The sequence below is a fragment of the Mycolicibacterium sp. MU0053 genome (assembly GCF_963378095.1).
GTDB classification, from domain to species: domain Bacteria; phylum Actinomycetota; class Actinomycetes; order Mycobacteriales; family Mycobacteriaceae; genus Mycobacterium; species Mycobacterium burgundiense.
Window position 1 is genome coordinate 4,176,128 of the sequence record NZ_OY726397.1, and the last position, 19,511, is coordinate 4,195,638.

Here is a 19,511-nt window from a genome sequence, read left to right on the forward strand (position 1 = left end):
GGTCATGACTGGATTTCGTGCAGGCAGAGCCCTCGCCGCGTTCGGCCGCAACGACCTCCTCGGCACCTACCGTGATCCGCTGCTGGTCATGCTGGTGGTGGCGCCGGTGATCTGGACCACCGCCGTCGCCGTCCTCACTCCGATGGCCACCGATCTGCTGACGCAACGCTACGACTTCGATCTGGTGTCCTACTACCCGTTGGTGCTCACCGCATTTCTCCTGCTCACCAGCATCATCGTCACCGGCGGACTGGCAGCGTTCCTCGTCCTCGACGAGATCGACGCCGGCACTCTGACAGCACTGCGAGTCACCCCGGTGCCACTGGCGACGTTCTTCGGCTATCGCGCCGGCACCGTCATGGCCGTCACCACCATCTACGTCATCGCCACGCTGTCGTTCAGCGGAATTCTGGAACCGGGATTGATCCCGGCGCTGATACCGATCGGGATGGTCGCCGGCCTAGCCGCGGTAGTAACGCTGCTGATGATCGTGGCGGTGGCGAGCAACAAGATTCAGGGCATCGCGATGGTCCGCGCGCTGGGCATGCTCATCGCCGGACTGCCATGCCTACCTTGGTTCATAGACTCGGCGTGGCATCTGGCTTTCGGTGTTCTGCCGCCATATTGGGCGGCCAAAGCGTTCTGGGTAGCATCCGACCACGGCACCTGGTGGCCCTACCTGCTCGGCGGTGTGATCTACAACGTCGCCATCGCCTGGCCGCTGTTTCGCCGCTTCGTCGCCAAGAACACCTGACCGGCCACACCCCGGTTCATCAGCGCAGGTGGCGGTTGAGGCAGGCCCGCGCCGCGATCCCTGTCAGGAGTCGCCGAGCACCCCGTAGATCTCGCGGCGCGCGGTGTCGACGATGTCGATGATGCGCTGCTGCTGCTCGGCGGTGGCGGTGTAGGCGGACTGGCCGACGGCGCCCATCAGCTGGGTCACGGCGGTCGTGAGGGTGGCGTGGTGCGGTTCGTCGTTCTTGGCGTCATCGGCGATCTGTTGCCACGGCGGCGTCTCGATCTTCTCCGCGGCTGCGCGCCCGTCGTCAGTGAGCTCGAAAAGCTTTTTGCTGCCGTCGCTTTCGACTGAGGCGAGCAATCCCTCGTCGACCAGCAGTTGCAGGGTCGGGTACACCGAGCCGGGACTGGGACGCCACAGGCCCTGACTGCGTCCGGCGATCTCCTGAATCATCTCGTAGCCGTGCATCGGCCGCTCGGCGAGCAGCGTGAGGATGGCCGCGCGGACGTCGCCGCGGCGGCCGCGGCCGGCCCGCCGTGGGCCGCGCGGGCCGCCCGGCCCGAATCCGAAGCCCTTGCCGAAACCCCTGCCGAAGCCGCCGAACGGCATGACGGGGATGACGGGGCCGGGGAACCCGGCATCGGCGGCCTGCTCCCGGAGGTGGCGCTGACCCTCACGCGCCTGTCGATACAGCGTGCGCGGGTCGACACCGTAAATGCCGAAGCCCCCGGGCGGGGATCCAAATGGGTTGGTCATGTCGGTTTCCTTCGTCGCGAGGAAACGCCCGAATGCGCTCCCGATACATCAACGATATATCGGGAACTATCGTCTGGCAATGATTTTCTGTCGTCGATCAGGCGTGCCAGCTGAGCACCTCGCCGGTCCCCTGGGTCAACACGCTGGCGGGCATGACCCGCAATCGCCGGGGGCGCAGTCGCCAGGCGGCGAACTCCGGCGCGGTGGGCCCGCCCTGCCAGACCGGGATGATCGCGGGGTCGTAGCCGACGGGTTCGGGCGCATTCTTGAGCTTCTCCCACACCGCGGTGCGTCCGTCGTCGTCGAACACCCACTCCGCGCGGCACTCCGCGCTGCAGGTGTCGTGGTTGGGGGCCCAGTAATTGATCGAGATCTCGGGCTGCGCCGCGAGGTGGGCCCGCTTGATCGGCGTGGGACCGACGGCGATCCAACCCACCAGGTCGGTGCCGTCGAACTCCCAGAACGGATGCAGGACCCTGATGCGCGGGCGCCCCTCGGGATCCACGGTGGCCACCGATGCCCACACGATCGAATGGGCCATGTCGACAAACGCCGGCGCGATCTGCTCGAGGGAACTCATGCCCCCTTTATACGGAAATGGCCCGCAGCGCCGCAGGCAAGCTGGGCAGAAAATGCGCGGTGGCAAAGGCCCGGATCTCGTCCTCGGTTCCGATCGGCTGCAGGCTCGGCAACAGCAACGCCATCAACGAATAACGCAGGATCGCGTCCGCGAGCGCGGCCACCGTCGGCGCGCCGACCCGGTCGGCGAAGCCGGCGGGGAAGATGATGTGCAGGGCCGCAACGATTCTGGCCACCGCGGCAGCATAGTGCTCGTGCGCCAGCTCGAGTGCCAGCGCCGGGTCGTCGATGATCATCCGGTTGAGCACCCGATGGTCACGGAACTTCATGATGGCCGCCGTGAACGCCTCGATGTAGATATTGGCTTGGGGCCCAGCGCTTTTGATGTGCGCGGCGATCTCGGTGAACAGCGTCTCGTTCTCCCGGTCGATCACCGCGGCGACCAACTCGTCGCGTCCGGCGAAGCGGCGGTAGATCGTGGTGCGACTGACCTTGGCCCGGCGGGCGACGTCGTCGAGGGCGACGCGCCGGAAGCCGTGCCGCTCGAACTCCCCCACCGCCGCATCCAGGATGGCGGCGGTGGCCGTGTCGGACTTGCCGCCGGCTATGGCGTCACACCTTCGCGGGCATACGCCTTCTGGGCGTATTTGTTGTAGCGCACCGACATCGGCAGCCGGTCCCAGATCCAGTTCACCGGCCTGGAGCGCCACACCGCGGCGAACCGCTGATAGCGCCGCTCCTGCTTCTCGGTCCACGGCAGGTCGAGCATGTCGCGGGCCCGCGGCGGCAGCCCGCCGGTGGTCAGGAAGGCCGCCATCGGATTGAACACGGGCGCAACCAGTTTCCACACCAGCGGCGAGACCGCTTTGGGCTTGGGGAAGCCCTTGGTGACGTAGCCGACGCCATACTGCGCGGTCTTGTGCGGGACGACTACGGTCTCCAGCATCCGGTCCCAGTATGCGGTGAACTCGGCGTAGTCGGCGGGCAGGATGCTGTCGCTGACGCCGTAGCGGCGGTACCACGTCTTGGATTCGGCGTAGATCTGTTCCCGCTCGGCGTCGGTGAGCCGTTTGACGAAGGTGTCGGCGAAATAAAACACCTGCTCGACGAAGGTGGCGTGCGCCCAGAAGTAGGTCTCCGGATTTAGCGCATGGTAGCGCGACCCGTCGGGCATCTCGCCCTTGATGTCGACGTGGTAGTCGCGAACGTTGAGGCCCGCGTTCTTCTCGCCGGAGCCATACACCGTGTTGAAGATCGGCGGGATGGTCCGCTTGAGCCGTTCGGCGGTATCGGAGAAGAACACCGAATGGTCCAGCACGCCCTGCCCGAGTTCGGCGAGCATGTTCTGCAGCACGGCCGGCCGCGGACCGATCAGGTACATCCGGTTGTCGCCGAAATAGCGCCAGATCAGCGACTGCCCGCCCAGGGGCGCCGCATCGGGACGCGTCTCGGTATCCATCAACTCCGTCATGCGCACAGTGTTACAGATTTTGCACTCTGTACCAAGTGTGCGTGAGCGGCAGCACTGCTCGGGCGGGCGTGCGCAGAACCGGACCAAACCACGGCGGGTCGGCCGGGGACACGCCCGCTGGGCTTATTGGGGGGTGGGGCTGGGGGTTTAGCGGAACGCGCGCAACCGCAGGCTGTTGGCCACCACGAGCACCGACGAGGCCGCCATCGCGGCGCCGGCGATCATCGGGTTCAGCAGGCCGACCGCCGCCAGCGGGATCGCCGCCGCGTTGTAGAAGAACGCCCAGAACAGGTTGACCCGGATGGTGCGCAGCGTGCGCGCCGAGAGTCGCAATGCCCTCGGCACCGTGCGCAGATCGCCGCGCACCAAGGTGATGTCGCCGGCCTCGATCGCGGCGTCGGTGCCCGTGCCCATGGCCATGCCGATGTCGGCGGTCGCCAGGGCCACCGAGTCGTTGACGCCGTCGCCCACCATCGCGACGCGCTTGCCCTCGGCCCGCAGCGCGGCGATCACCTCGGCCTTGCCGGTCGGCAATACGCCGGCGATCACGTTCGACCGGTCGATGCCGACCTCGTCGGCCACCCGCTCGCTGACCGCGGCGCTGTCGCCGGACAACAGCATCGGCGTCAAACCCATCGCGGTGAGCTCGGCGATCGCCTGCGCACTGCTGGGCTTGACGGTGTCGGCGACCCGGATCGTGCCGCGCACCCGCCCGTCCCAGGCCACCTCGACCTCGGTGCCGGGCGCCCCCGGCTGCGGCGAGCCCAGCAGGTCGACGCCGGCCAACGTACCCGCGCGCGACACCCGCACCCGCACACCGGCCACGGTGCCGGCCACCCCGACGCCGGGTTCGTTGACGAAGTCGGTGACCGGCGCAACGGTCAGGTCGCGCTGCCGTGCGGCGGCGACGATCGCCGCGGCCAGCGGATGCTCGGAGGCGGCCTCGACCGCGGCCGCGCGGGCCAGCACCTCGTCGCGCTGCTCCCCGGAGTGGGCCTGCACCTCGGCGACGCTCATCGCCCCGGTCGTGACTGTCCCGGTCTTGTCCAGCACGACGGTGTCGATGCCGGTGACGGTCTCCAGCACCTGCGGGTTCTTGATCAGGATGCCCAGCTGCGCGCCGCGACCGGTGCCCACCAGGATCGCGGTCGGGGTGGCCAGGCCCAGCGCACAGGGGCAGGCCACGATCAGGACCGCCACCGCCGCGGTGAACGCGGCGCTCACCGCGCCGCCGAGCAGCAACCAGCCCAGCACCGTCAGCGCCGCGATCACCAGCACGACGGGGACGAACACCGCCGAGATCCGGTCGGCCAGCCGTTGGATCGAGGCCTTGCCGTTCTGCGCCTCGGTGACCAGCTGCCCCATCCGCGCCAGTTGGGTGTCGGCGCCGACCCGCGTCGCGCGCACCTGCACCCGGCCATAGGTGTTCACCGCGCCCCCGAGCACCGCAGCGCCGGGGCGCACGTCCACCGGAACCGACTCGCCGGTCATCGCCGCGGTGTCCAAGGCCGAGGCGCCCTCGACCACCACCCCGTCGGTGGCCACTCGCTCGCCGGGCCGGACCACGAAGACGTCGCCGACGGTCAACTCCGCCACCGGGATCTGGACCGGTGCGCCGTCGCGCAGCACGGTGGCGTCCTTGGCGCCCAGCGACAGCAGTTCGCGCAGCGCCGAGCCGGCCGAACGCTTGGCCTTGGCCTCGGCGTGACGACCGAGCAGCAGGAACACCGTGACGACCGCAGCCACCTCGAAGTACAGGTGCTCATGAAAACCGCTGAAGCCGCCGCCGGTATGGCCGGCCACGCTCACCACGGCGTAGAGCGACCACAGGTAGGCGGCCAGGGTGCCCAGCGAGACCAGGGTGTCCATGGTCGAGGACCGATGCCGGGCGGCCTGGGCGGCGGCGCGATGGAACGAGTAGCCACCCCAGAACACGATCGGGGTGGTCAGCGCCAGCAGCACCCACTGCCAGCCGGGAAACTGCCAGGCCGGGATCATCGAGACCAGCACCACCGGCAGCGCCAGCACCGCGGAGACGAGCAACCGCGGCCGCAGATCCGGTCCGGTGGCGTCCGGTCCGGCATCCTCGACCGCTGCCCCGCGGCCGATCACCGCGGCCTGGTAGCCGGCCTGCTCGACGGCGCGGACCAGGTCGGCCTCCGACACCCGTTCGCTGTGCTCGACGTGGGCCCGCTCGACCGCGAAGTTGACGCTGGCGCGCACCCCCTCGAGGTCGTTGAGCCCACGTTCGACCCGCGCCGCACAGGACGCGCAGGTCATCCCCGAGAGGCGAAGGTCGGTCACCAGGCTGGTTGCGGTCATTCCACCAATATACCCCTAGGGGGTATGAAGCGGGGGGTTCACCCGGCGGCGCGACGGAGCCGGGCCACGCCCAGAACCGCGAGTACCCCCGCCGCGGCGGCCAATAACAGCGACAGCGCCAACAGTGGCGGGTAATAGGTCACCGAGGTGGTGGCCGGCTCCCCCTCGAGCACCGGCGCCACCGGCGTCGTCGTCCCCGCGGCCAACCAGGCTGCGACGCAGCCGGCCGCCGCCAGCAGCGCCAAGCCGAGTTCGATCGTCGCGCGACGGCGTGCCGTCACGGGCGCCCGTCGGGGTTGGTGCGGGCCTCGATCAGCGGGGTCAGCTGCGCCCGCAGCTCGCGATGGTTGCGCGCCCACGCCTGGACCGTGCGCTTCCCCGTGAGCCGCAGCCCGATGCCGGTCCGGCCGCGCGGGACGCCGGTGAGCTCGCCGAGCGCGCGCGCGGACTGCCACTTCTCCACGGTCGCCCGGTCGGTGTCGGGCGGCCGTTCGCGTTCGGGTTCGGGCTCGGCGAGATCGGCCGGGTCCAGGCCCGCCTTCTTCATGGCGCGGCTGCTCAACGCGTTGCTCCGGTTGAGCACGCTGCCGTCGTAGTGCCGACGGCCGCCGTTGACGGGTTCCGGGTAAACCTTGACGATCTCGTCGAGGTTCACCGTCTGGGTGCCCTGCCGCAGGTGCGTGGCGGTCAGCTCGACCGACGTGTGAATCCGGGCGGCCTTGACCTGCAGGGCGACGAAGCCCGACACCAGGACGAGGAACGCGATCGGCACCACCCATTGGATTCCGAGCCCGCTGGAAAGCTGCACCAGCAGCATCGCGAGCGCGGCCACGGGCCCGGACAACAGCCACAGCCAGCTGGCGCCGGGCTCGGCGAACAGGATCTCCGCAGCCGGGGCGTCGGCGTCGTGGATCTCGGCGCCGTCGGGCATATCGTCCATGTCAGCCATCCGCGCCATCCGTCCCGGTCGTGACCGCCGGGGAGAACCATTGGGCCGCCGCGGGCCGCCGCAGCAGCATCGCACCGACGATGAGCGGCAGCAACGCCAGCAACGCGACGATATTGGTGCCGATGACCAGCGACAACACCGCCACCAAGACGATCGCCGCCAGGGCCAGCGCGACCGTCGCGCGCCGGAAGCGCTCGTCGCCGGCGCGGGTCTTGCCCGCCACGAACGCCAGCGCGGCGCCGGCCACCAGGCAGAAGACCCCGGCGCCGCGGTGCAGCGTCAGATAGTTGCGCAGCTCCTCGTCGGACATCGCGGCGTCCGCCATGGACCGGACGGTGTCGAAGCTCAGCGTGACCGACATCAGCCCGCCGAAGATCAGTAGGACGGCGCCGGCCAGCAGCAGCCAGACCGCGACGTCGACGACGCGGGGGCGCGCATGCGGAGAGGGTGGAGGAACCTGTCGATCAGTCATTGTCGGGTCAGCCTAGCGCGGCACTCAGCGCGTGAAGTAGGCGTGCGACGTCCGTCGATGCAACAGGTAGATGCCGCCCGCCACCAGCACGGCGCCGAAGATGCCCGTCACCGCGTAGATCGTCGCGCCGAACTCGGATCGCTGCGTGCCGAACAGGTTCATCGTGACGTACACGATCGAGCTGAGTCCGCCCGCCGTCAGCACCGTGCGGGCCCAGCGGTAACCGGCGCGCATCAGCACCAGGAACGTGCCCACCACCGCGACCAGGATGATCGCCACGAACACGGCGAAGGCGATCACGATCGGCACGCCCGTCGGCGCGGTCACCACATCGGTCAGGTAGCTCGTCACCAACAGCGGCAACGCCACCGCCCACAGCCAGAACGCGGTGTCGACGTCCTCGGGCCGGTCGGGGGGCTCCGGCGTCACGCCAGCCAGCCGGCGACGTCGGCCGCCCAATAGGTCAACACGATGTCGGCACCCGCGCGGCGGATGCTGATCAGCGATTCCAGCGCGGCGGCCCGCCCGTCGATCCAGCCGTTGGCGGCGGCCGCGGCGATCATCGAATACTCACCGGAAACCTGATAGGCGGCCACCGGTACCGGGGAAACCTCGGCCGCGGCGGCGACCACATCCAGATAGGCCATGGCGGGCTTGACCATCACTATGTCGGCGCCCTCGGCGATGTCGAGTTCGATCTCGTGCACCGCCTCGCGGGCGTTGCCGGGCTGCTGTTGATAGGTGCGCCGGTCCCCGGACAAGCTCGAGCCGACGGCCTCCCGGAACGGTCCGTAGAACGCCGAGGCGAACTTGGCCGCATACGCCAGGATCACCACATCGGGGTGGCCCGCGGCGTCGAGCCCGTCGCGGATCGCGCCGACCTGCCCGTCCATCATGCCGCTCGGACCCACCACGTGGGCCCCCGAATCTGCCTGTGCCACCGCCAATTGCACGTACTGCTCATTGGTGGCGTCGTTATCGACGCGGCCGCGCTCGTCGAGTACCCCGCAGTGGCCGTGGTCGGTGAACTCGTCGAGGCAGGTGTCCGCCATCAGGACCGTGGCATCGCCGAGATCGGCGGCCAGGTCCCGCAACGCGCGGTTGAGGATGCCGTTCGGATCGATGCCGGCCGACCCGGCGGCATCCTTGTCCTCGTCGCGCGGCACACCGAAGAGCATCAGCCCGCCCACCCCGGCGTCGACCGCCGCGGCGGCCGCCGTGCGCAACGAAGCCCTGGTGTGCTGCACCACGCCGGGCATCGAGGCGATGGGTCGGGGTTCCTCGATGCCGTCGGCCACGAACATCGGCAACACCAGATGCCGTGGCTCGAGCGTCGTTTCGGCGACGAGACGGCGCAGCGCCGGTGTCGACCGAAGCCGGCGCGGCCGCACCCGGGGATAACTCATGCGCTCAGCCTGGCCGGGCTCGTCAGCGCCTGCGGCTCTTCTTGCGCGGCGGCGGCAACGCACCCTCGGCGCGCAACCGGGCGGCGTGCTCGGCCAGCGCCTCCACCAACGGTCCGACCGCGGCGGTCTCGGGTTGCACGTCGACGCGCAGCCCGAACTCCGCGGCCGTCTCGGCGGTCTTGGGTCCGATGCACGCGACGATCGTGCGGGCGTGCGGCTTACCGGCGATGCCGACCAGGTTGCGCACCGTCGAGCTGGAGGTGAAGCAGACCGCGTCGAAACCACCGGTCTTGATCAGCTCGCGGGTCTGGGCCGGCGGCGGTGCGGCGCGCACCGTCCGGTAGGCGGTCACGTCCTCGATCTCCCAGCCGCGTTCGCGTAGGCCCTCGGCCAGCGTCTCGGTGGCGATGTCGGCCCGCGGCAACAGCACCCGGTTGACCGGGTCGAAGACGTCGTCGTACGGCGGGAAGTCCTCGAGCAGACCCAGCGACGACTGCTCGCCGGAGGGCACCAGCTCGGGGCTGATCCCGAAGGCACGGACCCGATCCGCGGTGGCCTCGCCGACGCAGGCAATCTTCACGCCGGAGAAGGCGCGCGCATCCAGGCCGAACTCGGCGAACTTGTCCCAGACCGCGCGCACCGCGTTGGTGGAGGTGAACACGATCCACTGATAGCGGCCGTCCACCAGGCCCTTGACGGCGCGTTCCATCTGCGCCGGGCTGCGCGGGGGTTCGACGGCGATGGTCGGCACCTCGACGGGGGTGGCCCCGTGGGTGACGAGCCGGTCGCTCATCTCGCCGGCCTGCTCCCTGGTGCGCGGCACCAGCACGGTCCAGCCGTACAGCGCGCGACTTTCCCACCAGTTCAGCTTGGCCCGATGGGCCACGGTGCGCCCGATCGTGACCACCAGCGACCCAGTCAGCGGGCCCGCCGGATCGGTGCCGCCGATGGCGGCCCGGTCGGTCAGCGCCGACAGCACGGTCTCGACGCTGCGCTGCGCGCAGGTGGTGCCCTGGGCGGTGACGACGCACGGCGTGTTCTCGGCCAGGCCGAACTCGATCAGCGTGCGCGCCGAGTCCGCCAGATGCTGCGGGGTGGCGTGCAGGATCAGCGGTCCCGGCGCGGCGGCCAGCGCGGCCCAATCCACCTCGGGCGCACGCACATCGGCCACGGTGTGCGACGAGCCGAGCGGCAGCCCGGCGTAGGTCGGCACGGCGGTCGAGGCCGGCAGGCCCGGGATGATCTCGAACACCATCTGCGCCTTGGCCACGGCGGTGACCTCGGCCAGCACCGAGTCCACCGACAGCGGATCGCCGGCGACCATGCGGACCACGTCCGCGCCGGTCTTGGCCTCGCTGATCAGCAGCTTGGCCACCTCGGCGGGATCGCCGAGCGCGGGGCGGATATCGGGCCCGATGTTCACCACCGGTGGCTCATCCTTCGCGGGTGCCTCGCCGTTCTTCTCCGGTGCTCCCTTGGGTTCCGGAGCCGGTGCCGGTCCGGAAGCCGGTGGCAGTTCCAAACCCACCACCGACAGGACCGGTTCAGGCACATCCGGGTCGGTGAAGACCAGCGCGGCGTTAGCCAGCACGGCTCGCGCCCGCATCGTCAGCAGGCCCGGATCGCCCGGTCCCGAACCGACAAACATGATGCGCCCCGGCTTCGGCTTACGCACTCGAGTCATCTGCAAACTCCTGCCCTTCCAGGCTTCGTAGGCCGTCAGCGACCCAACAGTTCGCGCGCACCCAGCTCGAATAACTCCTCGGTGACCGAGAGCCCCAGCTCTCGAGCCCGATCGGCCGTCCCGATACCGGACGCGCGGATCATGTCGGATCCGTCCACTGCCGCCACGCATGCGCGCAACGACAGCTCGTCAAAGACGTTGCCGTCCTCATCGATGGACTCGACCACTTCCGCGATCGCGCCCACCGGTGCGGAACAACCCGCCTCCATCTCGGCGAGCAGGACACGCTCTGCGGTGATTGCCGCGCGGGTGTCGGCGTCATCCAACTCCGCCAACAACTGCGCCAACTCGACATCACTGGATCGGCACTCGATCGCCAGCGCCCCTTGAGCCGGGGCCGGCAACATCTGCACCGGGTCCAGCGTCTCGGTGATCACGTGGAGGCGTCCGATACGGGCCAGTCCCGCCCGGGCCACCACGATGGCATCGAGTTCACCGCTGCTTACCCTGTTCAACCTGGTATCTAGGTTGCCTCGTAGGGGGCGAATTTCCAAACCGAGACCCAGTGCTCTAAGCTGTGCCCCCCTGCGGACGGACGACGTGCCGATGGTCGAGCCCGCCGGCAGCTCCCCCAGCACCATCCCGTCACGGGCCACCAGCGCGTCCCGCGGGTCCTCCCGGGGCGGGGACGCCGGAAGCAGGAAGCGGGGGTCCTGCGCGGTCGGCAGGTCCTTGTACGAGTGCACCGCACAGTCGACCCGGCCGTCGGCGATCGCTTCCCGCAACGCGGCGGTGAAAACGCCGACGCCGATCTCGGCGATGGGTGCCGACGAGAGGTCCCCGTCGGTGGCGATGATGACCAATTCGGCGGGGTGCCCGCGTGCGATCAACGCGTCGCGGATGGTACCGGCCTGCGTTGTCGCCAAGAGGCTGCCGCGGGTGCCGACCCGGATCACATCGGGAATCGAGGACGTCAAGTTGGTATTCGAGGTATTTTCCAAGCTACTCGGATGGTTCCGTCAACGCTTCGAAATCCGTTGCAACTAACGGCAATTCGCCAACCGTTGCAACCGCGTCGACGGCGGTGGGGTCTAGTTCGAACAGTTCGCGCAGCGCCTCGGCGTAGCTGTCGCCGCCGGGCGCACTGGCCAACTGTTTGACGCGGACGGTGGGCGCGTGCAACAGCTTGTCGACCACCCGTCGCACGGTGCGGGCCACCTCGTCGCGGTGGGCTGAATCCAGGCTCGGGAGCCGGTTGTCCAGGCGCAGCAGTTCGGACTCGACGACGTCGGCGGCGCGGCGCCGCAGCGCGGTCACCGTCGGCGTCACCTCCGCCATCCGCTGCCCCGCCAGGTAGGTCGCAAGCTCGGTGGCCACGATGGTGCGGGCCGCCTCGGCGTCCGCGGCGGCCGCGCGCGCCGACGGCTCGCGCTGGATGCGTTCCATGTCGACGACCCAGACGCCGGGCAGGCCCCCGACCGACGGGTCCACATCGCGCGGCATGCCGAGGTCGCAGACCACCAGCGGACGCGGCTTCGGCCCGTCGCTGTTGCGCTGGGCCAGCGCGTAGTGCATGTCGGCCAGCGACACGACGGGACGCACCGCGCCGGTGCTGCTGACCACCACGTCGACGTCGACGAGTGCGGCGGGCAGGTCGTCGAGGCTCATTCCGGTGGCTTCCACGCCCTGCTCACGCAGGTTCTCGGCCAGCCGCTGGGCCCGTGGCAACGACCGGTTGACCACGTGCACGCGCTCGATGCCCGCGCGCACCAGATGCGCCCCGGTCAGCGCGCCCATCGAACCGGCGCCCACCACCGCGGCGGTGCGGCCGGCCAGGCCGCCCAGGCGCGCCTCGGCCATCCCGAGCGCCACCGACACCACCGAGGCGCCCGCGGCGTCGATCCCGGTCTCGGAGTGCACGCGCTTGCCCACCGACAGCGCCCGCTGCGACAGTTCGTGCAGGGTGCGCCCGACGCTGCGGTTGACCTCGGCGGCGGCATAGGCGCGCCGCACCTGACCGAGCACCTGCTGCTCCCCGATGACCGCCGAATCGAGGCCGGAAGCCACCGAGAACAGGTGCTCGACGGCCGCCTCGGCGTAACGGACGTAGGCGTATTTGGTCAGGTCGTTCATCGGCATGCCGGCGTGGTCGGCCAGCACCTGGCCGATCGCGGACAGACCGCCGTGGAAGGCCTCGACCACCGCGTACACCTCGACGCGGTTACACGTCGAGAGCACCATGGCCTCGGTCACCAGCGAGGATTCCAGTATCCGATCGACGATTTTGGCCTGATCGGCCTCGTCGGTGGACAGCTGCTCCAGGACGGGTACCGGCGCACTGCGGTGCGAAACCCCGAAAAGCAGGACGCTCACGACACCGCCTCAGTCACCAACCGAGCACTCACCCGCACGCTCCCTTGCCGCTATCAGGTGAAATGAATTCAGCTCATTCTGGTTACAACCGTAGCCGCCCACCTGCGAACTCCCAAATTATCAGGTCGGTCCCTCGGCGTCATCGCACGTCGCCGCGTGCAGCCAGGTCGCGGCGCAACCTCGGCTCGTCGATTTCCCAGTAGCTGTGCTCGGTTCCGTCGAGTAACACCACCGGCAGCCGGTCGCCGTACTCGGCCCGCAGTTCGGCGTCCCCCGCCCGCGCGGCCTCGTCGACGTCGACGACGCTCAACTCGAAGTCCAACTCCCCGGCCAGCGCCGTGAGCTGATCACCGAGCCGACCGCAGATCTGACAGCCGGACCGGACCAGCAGGCAGACCTGCGCGGCGCTCATCTGCCGATGATGACATTTGGATAGGGTGACTGAGCAAGTCGAGAGCACAGAACAGGGGGTGTCCGTGGCAGGACCGCAGGCCGAGGGCGGGGACGCCACTGTGCCGGCCGCCGGCGCGGCCAGCGCCGAACTCGCCGTCGAATCGCTCACGGAGGACTCCGGAGCCCCGCTGCCGCCGCCTGCCGACCTGACCGCCGCGGCGTTCTTCGACGTCGACAACACCATGGTGCACGGCTCGTCGTTGGTGCATTTCGCGCGCGGACTCGCCGCGCGCAAGTACTTCACGTACCGCGATGTCCTCGGCTTCGTCTACGCGCAGGCCAAGTTTCAGCTCACCGGCCGGGAGAACAGCGACGACGTCGCCGAGGGCAAACGCAAGGCGCTGTCGTTCATCGAGGGGCGCACCACCGCCGAACTCTCCGCCGTCGGCGAGGAGATCTACGACGAGATCATCGCCGACAAGATCTGGCCCGGCACCCGTGATCTCGCGCAGATGCACCTCGACGCCGGTCAGCAGGTCTGGCTCGTCACCGCCACCCCCTACGAGTTGGCCGCGATCATCGCCGACCGGTTGGGCCTGACCGGCGCGTTGGGCACGGTCGCCGAATCCGTCGACGGGGTCTTCACCGGCCGGCTGGTCGGCGAGATCCTGCACGGCGCGGGCAAGGCACACGCGGTGCGCGCACTGGCGATCAGGGAGGGTCTGAACCTGCGCCGCTGCACGGCCTACTCGGACAGCTACAACGACGTGCCGATGCTGACGCTGGTGGGCACCGCGGTGGCCATCAACCCCGACGCCGAGCTGCGGGATCTGGCCCGCAAGCGGGGCTGGGAGATCCGCGACTTCCGCACCGCACGCAAGGCGGCCCGGATCGGGGTGCCCTCGGCACTGGCGCTCGGTGCCGCCGGCGGGGCGCTGGCCGCCATCGCCTCGCGGCGCCACGACAACTGAGCGACGGGGCACCGGTGCCCGGGTTGATAGGCTGCGCCTGACATTTGCCGAGCAAGGATGCACCAGCACACATGGCCATTGCCGAAGAGATCATCGGGACGCATTACCGCTACCCCGACAAGTTCGTCGTCGGGCGGGAAAAGATCCGCGAATACTCCGATGCCGTGCTGGACAGCCATCCGGCGCACCACGACGAGGCCGCGGGCCGCGAGCTCGGGCACCCGGGTGTCGTGGCGCCGCTGACGTTCATCGCCGTCGCGGGGCGACGCGTTCAGCTCGAGATGTTCAAGCAGTTCGACGTGGGGATCAACATCGCCCGCGTCATCCACCGGGACCAGAAGTTCAAGTTCCACCGCCCGGTGGTCGTGGGCGACGAGCTGTACTTCGATTCGTATCTGGATTCGGTGCTCGAATCGCACGGCACCGTCATCGCCGAGCTGCGCGCCGAGGTCACCGACGGCACCGGTGCGCCGGTGATCACCAGCGTCGTGACGATGATCGGTGAGGCCGCCAGCGATTCGGAGGCCAACGAGCAGGTCGCGGCGATCGCGGCGCGCCTCGGGCTCTGACCCCCGGGCTAGGGGCTAGCCCAGGAACGTGTTCCGCCGGTCGGCCAGCAGCTGATACAGCGTGTGCTGGATGGTCTCGCGGACGTGGTCGGTCAGTTCGAAGGTGATCATCGGGTCCTCGGCGGCGGACTCGTCGTAATCGGCGGTCGGGATCGGCGTGCCGAACTCGATGTGCCACTTCGACGGCAGCGGTACCAGCCCGGCGGGCCCGGCCAGCGGGAACAGCGGCGTGATCGGGAAATACGGCAGCCCCAGCAGCCTGGCCAGCAGTTTGACGTCGGCCATCATCGGATAGATCTCCTCGGATCCGACGATCGAGCACGGGATGATGGGCGCCTTCGCGCGCAGGGCCGCCGAGACGAAGCCGCCGCGGCCGAACCGCTGCAGCTTGTAGCGGTCCTTGAAGCGTTTGCCGAGGCCCTTGTAGCCCTCCGGGAACACCGCGGTCAGTTCGCCGCCGTCGAGCAACCGGTGGGCATCGGAGGTGCAGGCCATGGTGTGGCCGGCCTTACGCGCCGCGTGCCCGAGCACCGGCATGTCGAACACCATGTCGGCGGCCAGCAGCCGCAGATCCCGATTGGTCGCGTGATGGTCGTGCACCGCCACCGACAGCATCAGGCCGTCGAACGGCAACACCCCGGCGTGGTTGGCCACCACCAGCGCGGCGCCGTCAGTGGGCAGGTTCTCGATGCCGGTGACCTCGACCCGGAACCAGGACCGGAAGAACGGCCGCAGCAACGGCAGGAACACCGCCTCGTTGAGGTGCGGATCGAAGCCGAACTCGTCGACCACGTAGTCGCCGGTGAGTCGTTTGCGAGCAAATTCAGCAACGGCGGCGATCTTCTGCGCCAGTTCGTTGGGACCCTCGGCTTCGGCGCCTGCCGCACCGGAGCCCGCGCGGTGGGCGTCGATGTCCCGGACGACGGCGGCGATCTCTTCGGCCGCGGCCCGGCCACCGGGATCGGTGTGCAGCGACGGATGTCGGCGGGCCGCCTCGGCGCGCTGAACGGCCCTTCGCGCAGTTGTTGCACGATTCGAATTGCCGTGCAGCGGAATAACTTTGGCTTTGAAATCGCCCGCCACGCTCAATACCTTCTCCCCACCCGCATATCAGATCTCTAGCTACCCCACCGCTGCGCCAATGCAACCGCCCGTTTCTCCGTCGAGCGTACCCACCGGGGATCGATTATCGGCGTCAATCCACGACCACGTACGTAGTCATCGAATGCCTCCAGTGTGGTCCATTTCGGCTCGTAGCCCAACTCCGAACGCATCCGCGTGGTGTCCATGACCCGGCCATACGTCATGTAGCGAAGTTGGTCGCGATTGATCTCGCTGCCGCCGGCGGCCTTCAGGAGCGAGTCGACGATCCGGACTCCGAACGAGGGCAGCGGCAACGCCACCCGGCCCGCCCGCCGCACCGCCTGCGACATCATGATGATGCCGTCGGCGCCGATGTTGAAGGTGCCCGCGCGGCCCGCGATCGTCGCGCGCTCCAGCGCCCCGAGGGCGTCCTGCTCATGCAGCAGTTGCAACCGGGCGTCCCGACCCACGGTGGTCGGCACCACCGGCCCCGCCAGATAGCGCGAGAGCTGGGTGTCCATCGCCGGGCCGATCATGTTGGCCAGCCGCAGAATGGACACGCTGATATCGGGGCGACGCCTGCCCAAGCCGCGGGCGTACCCCTCGATGTCCATGCTGTCGCGGGCGAATCCGGCACCCAGCGGACGCCGGCCGCTGCTGTCTTCGGTGAACATCACCGGGTCGAAGGCGCTCGAGCCGTAGACCTCGGAGGTCGACTTGAGTACGACGGCACGGACGGTGGGCGCCTTTTGACACGCCGCGAACAGCTGCATCGCGCCCATCACGTTCAATTCCTTGAGCGTGGCCCGACCGCCGCTGCGGGGCGCATAGGACGCCGCCGCCGCATGCACCACGGTGTCGACGTCCCCGTTGCGGATCACCTTGGCAATGAACGGATTCCGGATGTCGGCCCGAACGAACTCGGCGCGACCCATCCGGCGGAGCAGATCCTTGCTGGGGGTGATCGCGTCCACGGCGATGACCCGCTCGACGGCCGGGTTGGCGGCCAGTCGAGCGGTCAGGAAACCGCCGAGAAAGCGACACGCACCGGTGACCAGAACGACCTTCGGATGCGCAGCGTCGGAGGTGTCGTCCGGTCCCATCTGGCTAGGCTACCGGCCGATCCGGCCGACAGCATGCCCACAGCCGGACGGGACGGCTACTTGCCGAGTTTTCTACGCTGCACGCGGGTGCGGCGAAGCAGCTTGCGGTGCTTCTTCTTCGACATACGCTTACGCCGCTTCTTGATGACTGAACCCATGTACTCCGCTACCTACCGATGCATAGACACGACTTAACCTGGCCACCCTACCGAAATCCGCCCGGATATCGAAAACGGGTGCCCAGTCTGACAACGCGGTGATCGACCGGGCTCAGCCCGCGTCGAAGTAGGAGGTCTCCAACAGGTCGTGCACGGCCTTGGCGTGCACGCGGAACGACCGGCCCACCCGCACGGCCGGCAGTTCGCCGTTGTGCACCAACCGGTAGACCGTCATCTTGCTGACCCGCATGAGCCCGGCCACCTCGGCCACAGTCAGAAACTGTGTCTTGGCCGGCTGCCCGTCTCCCGTTCCTGAATTCCCAGCGTCCCGCTTGGCACTCACCGAATCCCGTGCCGATGGCCCGTTCATAGACGTCATCGCAACCCAATCAATCAGGCACGGCCAGTTCCAGTGGCTTCCCCTCCGCTGGAACGAACGCGTGCATACACCCTGGAGAATAGCGGGGCAGATGGGGTTGCTGCGACGGGTGTGGGGTATTCCGTCGAAAATTGGTGAAACCGCCCAGAACTACTCCGTTGTGATTCCCAACTGCTCAGAGCGGGTTTTTGCGGCGGCCACCGCGTCGGCCACCGCCGCCCGCAAACCGCCGCGCTCGAGTTCGCGCAGACCCGCCGCGGTGGTCCCCGCCGGGGACGTCACAGTCGCGCGGAGCTGGGCCGCAGTGGTGTCCACACCGGCCGCCACGGCACCGTCGCCGGCGGGCCTACGGGCCTTGTCGAGGCCCTCCAGCAACATCGCCGCCGAGCCCGCCATGGTCTGCACCACCAGATCGGTGGCCACCGGCCGCGACAATCCCTGCGCCACGCCCGCGTCCACCAACGCCTCGACCATCAAGAAGAAATACGCCGGCCCGGAGCCGGAAACCGCCGTCACCGCGTCGAGCTGACTCTCGGCGACGGTGAGCACGCCGCCGACACAGTCGAACAATTCCGAGACACCCTTGAGCTGTTCGGGGGTCACGAAGCGGCCCTTGGCCAACGCGCTGACGCCGGCGCCGACCAGTGCCGGCGCGTTGGGCATCACCCGAACCACCGGGGACCCCGCCGGCAGCTTGGCTTCGAAGAATGCCGTCGTGACACCGGCGGCGACGCTGACGAAGACCTGCTCGGCGCTGTCGGCCTCGGCCTTGGCCGCGGCCTCGGCGACCTCATCGAGGATTTGCTCGACGTCGGAGGGCTTGACCGCGATCACCACGACGTTCGCGTGCTCGGCGGCATCGACCACCGGCGCTACCTGCACCGAATACGTTTCCGAGAGGTGCTTGGCGCGGTCGGGCATCTTTTCCGAGACGACGAGGTCCTTGACCTGCCGGCCCGAGCGCAACAGGCCCGCCAACAGGGCCTCACCCATACTGCCGCCACCGATGATCGCGATTCTGGCCATGGACGCAAACCCTATATCCGCGGGTGCGGCGATTCGGGGAGGAGGCGGGGGGCCCGGCCCGTCGAGGCGGCATCCTGGGGCGTCGAAATTGCCGCCAAGGCGCCGAGATTGCCCTACGGGCGAGAATCCGCGCGGATTTCCGCCGTCAGCTCAAGCTGGGCGCCGCAGGTTCAATCTCGAACGCCGGAGGTCGATCGCCGCGTTCACCCGTCGCAGCACGCCGGCGGACGAATCCTCCATCACGACTCGGATCACGATCCAGCCGAGGCGTTCCAACATCTCCAGCCGCCGGATATCGCGCACGTACTGCTGCCGGTCGGTCCGGTGCTGATCGCCGTCGTATTCGACCGCGATCATCAGTTCGGGCCAGCCCATGTCCAACCGAGCGATCGGGTAGCCGGCTTCGTCGCGCACCTCGATCTGGGTCTGGGGTGCCGGCAGGCCGTTGCGGATCAACAGCAACCGCAACGAGGTCTCCTTGGGCGATTCGGACCCCGGGTCGACGAGCGCCAGCACGGCCTCGGCCCGCCGCAGCCCGCGCACGCCCGGATGCCGAGCCGCCAACCCTTCGACCTCGGTGACCGTCACGCCGGTGGCACGCAGCAGCGCGTCGAGGGCGGCGACCGCGCGGTCGACGGGTTCGGTCCGCGCGATGTCGAACGCGGTGCGCGCGCCACTCGTGACGGGCAACCGCCCGACAAACGCGACCTCACCGGCCGGCAGTTCATCGTGACGACATCGAATCCCCTTGGGAGGACGGGTATTCGGATGTACCAGTTCAATGATCGGAGCTGTCACCCAGTGCGCGCCCAGCAGATGCGAGGCCGCCAACCCGGCCACCACCGCCGTGCGCCGCGACCAGAGCCAAGCGGCTGCGATCCTGACGTCGAGCGTCGGCGCCGTGGACTTCGCCAGGTAGACGTCCGGGAACACGCGCGCAAAACGCGTCCGGAGTTGATGGCGGTTCAGCACCCCGTCGGCAATCGCCCGGGATCCCACGAATGGCGCGGTCAAATCCATCGGCCCAGCGTGCCAATTCTCGACAATCGACGCCGACGGCCATCCACAGGCGCCCGTG

General features: G+C 68.9%; 22 protein-coding genes and 2 pseudogenes. 3 read left to right on the forward strand and 21 right to left on the reverse strand.

Features of this window, described 5'->3' with window-relative positions; genetic code table 11:
- Positions 1 to 4 precede the first annotated feature (4 nt).
- Complete coding sequence (locus RCP80_RS19870) at positions 5 to 754, forward strand: Rv2686c family ABC transporter permease subunit (protein WP_308479305.1); 750 nt, start codon at positions 5 to 7, stop codon at positions 752 to 754.
- A gap of 63 nt (positions 755 to 817) precedes the next feature.
- Here the strand turns inward: RCP80_RS19870 and RCP80_RS19875 are convergent, their stop codons facing one another.
- The 15 genes and pseudogenes from RCP80_RS19875 to RCP80_RS19940 all read right to left on the reverse strand — a co-directional run bounded on the left by RCP80_RS19875 (position 818) and on the right by RCP80_RS19940 (position 13,163).
- On the reverse strand, positions 818 to 1,495 hold the full coding sequence (locus tag RCP80_RS19875) for a PadR family transcriptional regulator (protein WP_308479306.1): 678 nt from the start codon (positions 1,493 to 1,495) through the stop codon (positions 818 to 820).
- A 97-nt stretch (positions 1,496 to 1,592) separates the two neighbouring features.
- Positions 1,593 to 2,075 carry a pyridoxamine 5'-phosphate oxidase family protein gene (locus RCP80_RS19880; RefSeq protein ID WP_308479307.1) on the reverse strand — a complete coding sequence of 161 codons (483 nt, stop codon included), beginning with the start codon at positions 2,073 to 2,075 and terminating at the stop codon, positions 1,593 to 1,595.
- A 52-nt stretch (positions 2,076 to 2,127) separates the two neighbouring features.
- Positions 2,128 to 2,253: pseudogene (locus RCP80_RS26015) on the reverse strand (TetR/AcrR family transcriptional regulator); the annotation flags it as partial.
- 264 nt (positions 2,254 to 2,517) lie between these two features.
- A pseudogene (locus RCP80_RS26020) lies at positions 2,518 to 2,784 on the reverse strand (helix-turn-helix domain-containing protein); the annotation flags it as partial.
- Complete coding sequence (locus RCP80_RS19890) at positions 2,679 to 3,545, reverse strand: oxygenase MpaB family protein (RefSeq protein WP_308479308.1); 867 nt, start codon at positions 3,543 to 3,545, stop codon at positions 2,679 to 2,681. The pseudogene RCP80_RS26020 and the gene RCP80_RS19890, both read right to left, overlap by 106 nt.
- A gap of 147 nt (positions 3,546 to 3,692) precedes the next feature.
- Positions 3,693 to 5,867 (reverse strand): heavy metal translocating P-type ATPase, encoded by a 2,175-nt coding sequence (locus tag RCP80_RS19895; RefSeq protein ID WP_308479309.1) that lies wholly within the window; start codon positions 5,865 to 5,867, stop codon positions 3,693 to 3,695.
- Between the two features lie 38 nt (positions 5,868 to 5,905).
- Entirely contained in the window at positions 5,906 to 6,148 is a 243-nt protein-coding gene (locus RCP80_RS19900) for a hypothetical protein (RefSeq protein ID WP_308479310.1), read from the reverse strand.
- Entirely contained in the window at positions 6,145 to 6,807 is a 663-nt protein-coding gene (locus RCP80_RS19905; RefSeq protein ID WP_308482945.1) for a transport-regulating membrane protein Mce1N, read from the reverse strand. Before RCP80_RS19905 ends, RCP80_RS19900 begins: the two co-directional genes overlap by 4 nt.
- Position 6,808: 1 nt before the next feature.
- Complete coding sequence (locus tag RCP80_RS19910; protein ID WP_308479311.1) at positions 6,809 to 7,288, reverse strand: hypothetical protein; 480 nt, start codon at positions 7,286 to 7,288, stop codon at positions 6,809 to 6,811.
- Positions 7,289 to 7,312: 24 nt separating this feature from the next.
- Positions 7,313 to 7,717 carry a hypothetical protein gene (locus RCP80_RS19915; RefSeq protein ID WP_308479312.1) on the reverse strand — a complete coding sequence of 135 codons (405 nt, stop codon included), beginning with the start codon at positions 7,715 to 7,717 and terminating at the stop codon, positions 7,313 to 7,315.
- On the reverse strand, positions 7,714 to 8,694 hold the full coding sequence (gene hemB / locus RCP80_RS19920; RefSeq protein WP_308479313.1) for a porphobilinogen synthase: 981 nt from the start codon (positions 8,692 to 8,694) through the stop codon (positions 7,714 to 7,716). Before hemB ends, RCP80_RS19915 begins: the two co-directional genes overlap by 4 nt.
- A 22-nt stretch (positions 8,695 to 8,716) precedes the next feature.
- Entirely contained in the window at positions 8,717 to 10,378 is a 1,662-nt protein-coding gene (locus RCP80_RS19925) for a bifunctional uroporphyrinogen-III C-methyltransferase/uroporphyrinogen-III synthase (RefSeq protein ID WP_308479314.1), read from the reverse strand.
- A 35-nt stretch (positions 10,379 to 10,413) separates the two neighbouring features.
- Positions 10,414 to 11,334, reverse strand: coding sequence for a hydroxymethylbilane synthase (gene hemC, locus RCP80_RS19930; protein ID WP_308482946.1), 921 nt, complete (start codon positions 11,332 to 11,334; stop codon positions 10,414 to 10,416).
- Between the two features lie 46 nt (positions 11,335 to 11,380).
- Complete coding sequence (locus RCP80_RS19935) at positions 11,381 to 12,751, reverse strand: glutamyl-tRNA reductase (protein WP_308479315.1); 1,371 nt, start codon at positions 12,749 to 12,751, stop codon at positions 11,381 to 11,383.
- Positions 12,752 to 12,890: 139 nt separating this feature from the next.
- A complete protein-coding gene (locus tag RCP80_RS19940) occupies positions 12,891 to 13,163 on the reverse strand; it encodes a glutaredoxin family protein (protein WP_308479316.1) in 273 nt (90 codons plus the stop codon).
- Between the two features lie 64 nt (positions 13,164 to 13,227).
- Between RCP80_RS19940 and RCP80_RS19945 the strand changes: the two genes are divergently transcribed.
- Entirely contained in the window at positions 13,228 to 14,115 is an 888-nt protein-coding gene (locus RCP80_RS19945) for an HAD family hydrolase (RefSeq protein ID WP_308479317.1), read from the forward strand.
- Positions 14,116 to 14,186: 71 nt separating this feature from the next.
- Positions 14,187 to 14,684, forward strand: a complete 498-nt coding sequence (locus tag RCP80_RS19950) for an FAS1-like dehydratase domain-containing protein (protein WP_308479318.1) — start codon at positions 14,187 to 14,189, stop codon at positions 14,682 to 14,684.
- Between the two features lie 15 nt (positions 14,685 to 14,699).
- On the opposite strand, the gene RCP80_RS19955 is transcribed toward RCP80_RS19950, so the two are convergent.
- The 6 genes from RCP80_RS19955 to RCP80_RS19980 form a co-directional block, all read right to left on the reverse strand.
- Positions 14,700 to 15,767 (reverse strand): lysophospholipid acyltransferase family protein, encoded by a 1,068-nt coding sequence (locus RCP80_RS19955; RefSeq protein WP_308479319.1) that lies wholly within the window; start codon positions 15,765 to 15,767, stop codon positions 14,700 to 14,702.
- A 35-nt stretch (positions 15,768 to 15,802) separates the two neighbouring features.
- Positions 15,803 to 16,870 (reverse strand): SDR family oxidoreductase, encoded by a 1,068-nt coding sequence (locus tag RCP80_RS19960; protein WP_308479320.1) that lies wholly within the window; start codon positions 16,868 to 16,870, stop codon positions 15,803 to 15,805.
- Between the two features lie 56 nt (positions 16,871 to 16,926).
- Positions 16,927 to 17,028, reverse strand: a complete 102-nt coding sequence (locus RCP80_RS19965; RefSeq protein ID WP_003402602.1) for a 30S ribosomal protein bS22 — start codon at positions 17,026 to 17,028, stop codon at positions 16,927 to 16,929.
- Positions 17,029 to 17,140: 112 nt separating this feature from the next.
- Positions 17,141 to 17,407, reverse strand: a complete 267-nt coding sequence (locus tag RCP80_RS19970; RefSeq protein ID WP_308479321.1) for a helix-turn-helix domain-containing protein — start codon at positions 17,405 to 17,407, stop codon at positions 17,141 to 17,143.
- 150 nt (positions 17,408 to 17,557) lie between these two features.
- A complete protein-coding gene (gene proC, locus RCP80_RS19975; RefSeq protein WP_308479322.1) occupies positions 17,558 to 18,433 on the reverse strand; it encodes a pyrroline-5-carboxylate reductase in 876 nt (291 codons plus the stop codon).
- Positions 18,434 to 18,583: 150 nt separating this feature from the next.
- Entirely contained in the window at positions 18,584 to 19,453 is an 870-nt protein-coding gene (locus RCP80_RS19980; RefSeq protein WP_308479323.1) for a type IV toxin-antitoxin system AbiEi family antitoxin, read from the reverse strand.
- Positions 19,454 to 19,511 lie beyond the last annotated feature (58 nt).

What these genes read in the sequence shown, in the direction of transcription:
- RCP80_RS19910 (WP_308479311.1), bottom strand. Translation starts at nt 7,288, where the DNA reads ATGACTGATCGACAGGTTCCTCCACCCTCTCCGCATGCGCGCCCCCGC.
- RCP80_RS19870 (WP_308479305.1), top strand. Translation starts at nt 5, where the DNA reads ATGACTGGATTTCGTGCAGGCAGAGCCCTCGCCGCGTTCGGCCGCAAC.
- RCP80_RS19940 (WP_308479316.1), bottom strand. Translation starts at nt 13,163, where the DNA reads ATGAGCGCCGCGCAGGTCTGCCTGCTGGTCCGGTCCGGCTGTCAGATC.
- RCP80_RS19970 (WP_308479321.1), bottom strand. Translation starts at nt 17,407, where the DNA reads ATGACGTCTATGAACGGGCCATCGGCACGGGATTCGGTGAGTGCCAAG.
- RCP80_RS19875 (WP_308479306.1), bottom strand. Translation starts at nt 1,495, where the DNA reads ATGACCAACCCATTTGGATCCCCGCCCGGGGGCTTCGGCATTTACGGT.
- RCP80_RS19890 (WP_308479308.1), bottom strand. Translation starts at nt 3,545, where the DNA reads ATGACGGAGTTGATGGATACCGAGACGCGTCCCGATGCGGCGCCCCTG.
- RCP80_RS19965 (WP_003402602.1), bottom strand. Translation starts at nt 17,028, where the DNA reads ATGGGTTCAGTCATCAAGAAGCGGCGTAAGCGTATGTCGAAGAAGAAG.
- RCP80_RS19960 (WP_308479320.1), bottom strand. Translation starts at nt 16,870, where the DNA reads ATGGGACCGGACGACACCTCCGACGCTGCGCATCCGAAGGTCGTTCTG.
- RCP80_RS19905 (WP_308482945.1), bottom strand. Translation starts at nt 6,807, where the DNA reads ATGGACGATATGCCCGACGGCGCCGAGATCCACGACGCCGACGCCCCG.
- RCP80_RS19980 (WP_308479323.1), bottom strand. Translation starts at nt 19,453, where the DNA reads ATGGATTTGACCGCGCCATTCGTGGGATCCCGGGCGATTGCCGACGGG.
- RCP80_RS19895 (WP_308479309.1), bottom strand. Translation starts at nt 5,867, where the DNA reads ATGACCGCAACCAGCCTGGTGACCGACCTTCGCCTCTCGGGGATGACC.
- RCP80_RS19925 (WP_308479314.1), bottom strand. Translation starts at nt 10,378, where the DNA reads ATGACTCGAGTGCGTAAGCCGAAGCCGGGGCGCATCATGTTTGTCGGT.
- RCP80_RS19950 (WP_308479318.1), top strand. Translation starts at nt 14,187, where the DNA reads ATGGCCATTGCCGAAGAGATCATCGGGACGCATTACCGCTACCCCGAC.
- RCP80_RS19880 (WP_308479307.1), bottom strand. Translation starts at nt 2,075, where the DNA reads ATGAGTTCCCTCGAGCAGATCGCGCCGGCGTTTGTCGACATGGCCCAT.
- proC (WP_308479322.1), bottom strand. Translation starts at nt 18,433, where the DNA reads ATGGCCAGAATCGCGATCATCGGTGGCGGCAGTATGGGTGAGGCCCTG.
- hemB (WP_308479313.1), bottom strand. Translation starts at nt 8,694, where the DNA reads ATGAGTTATCCCCGGGTGCGGCCGCGCCGGCTTCGGTCGACACCGGCG.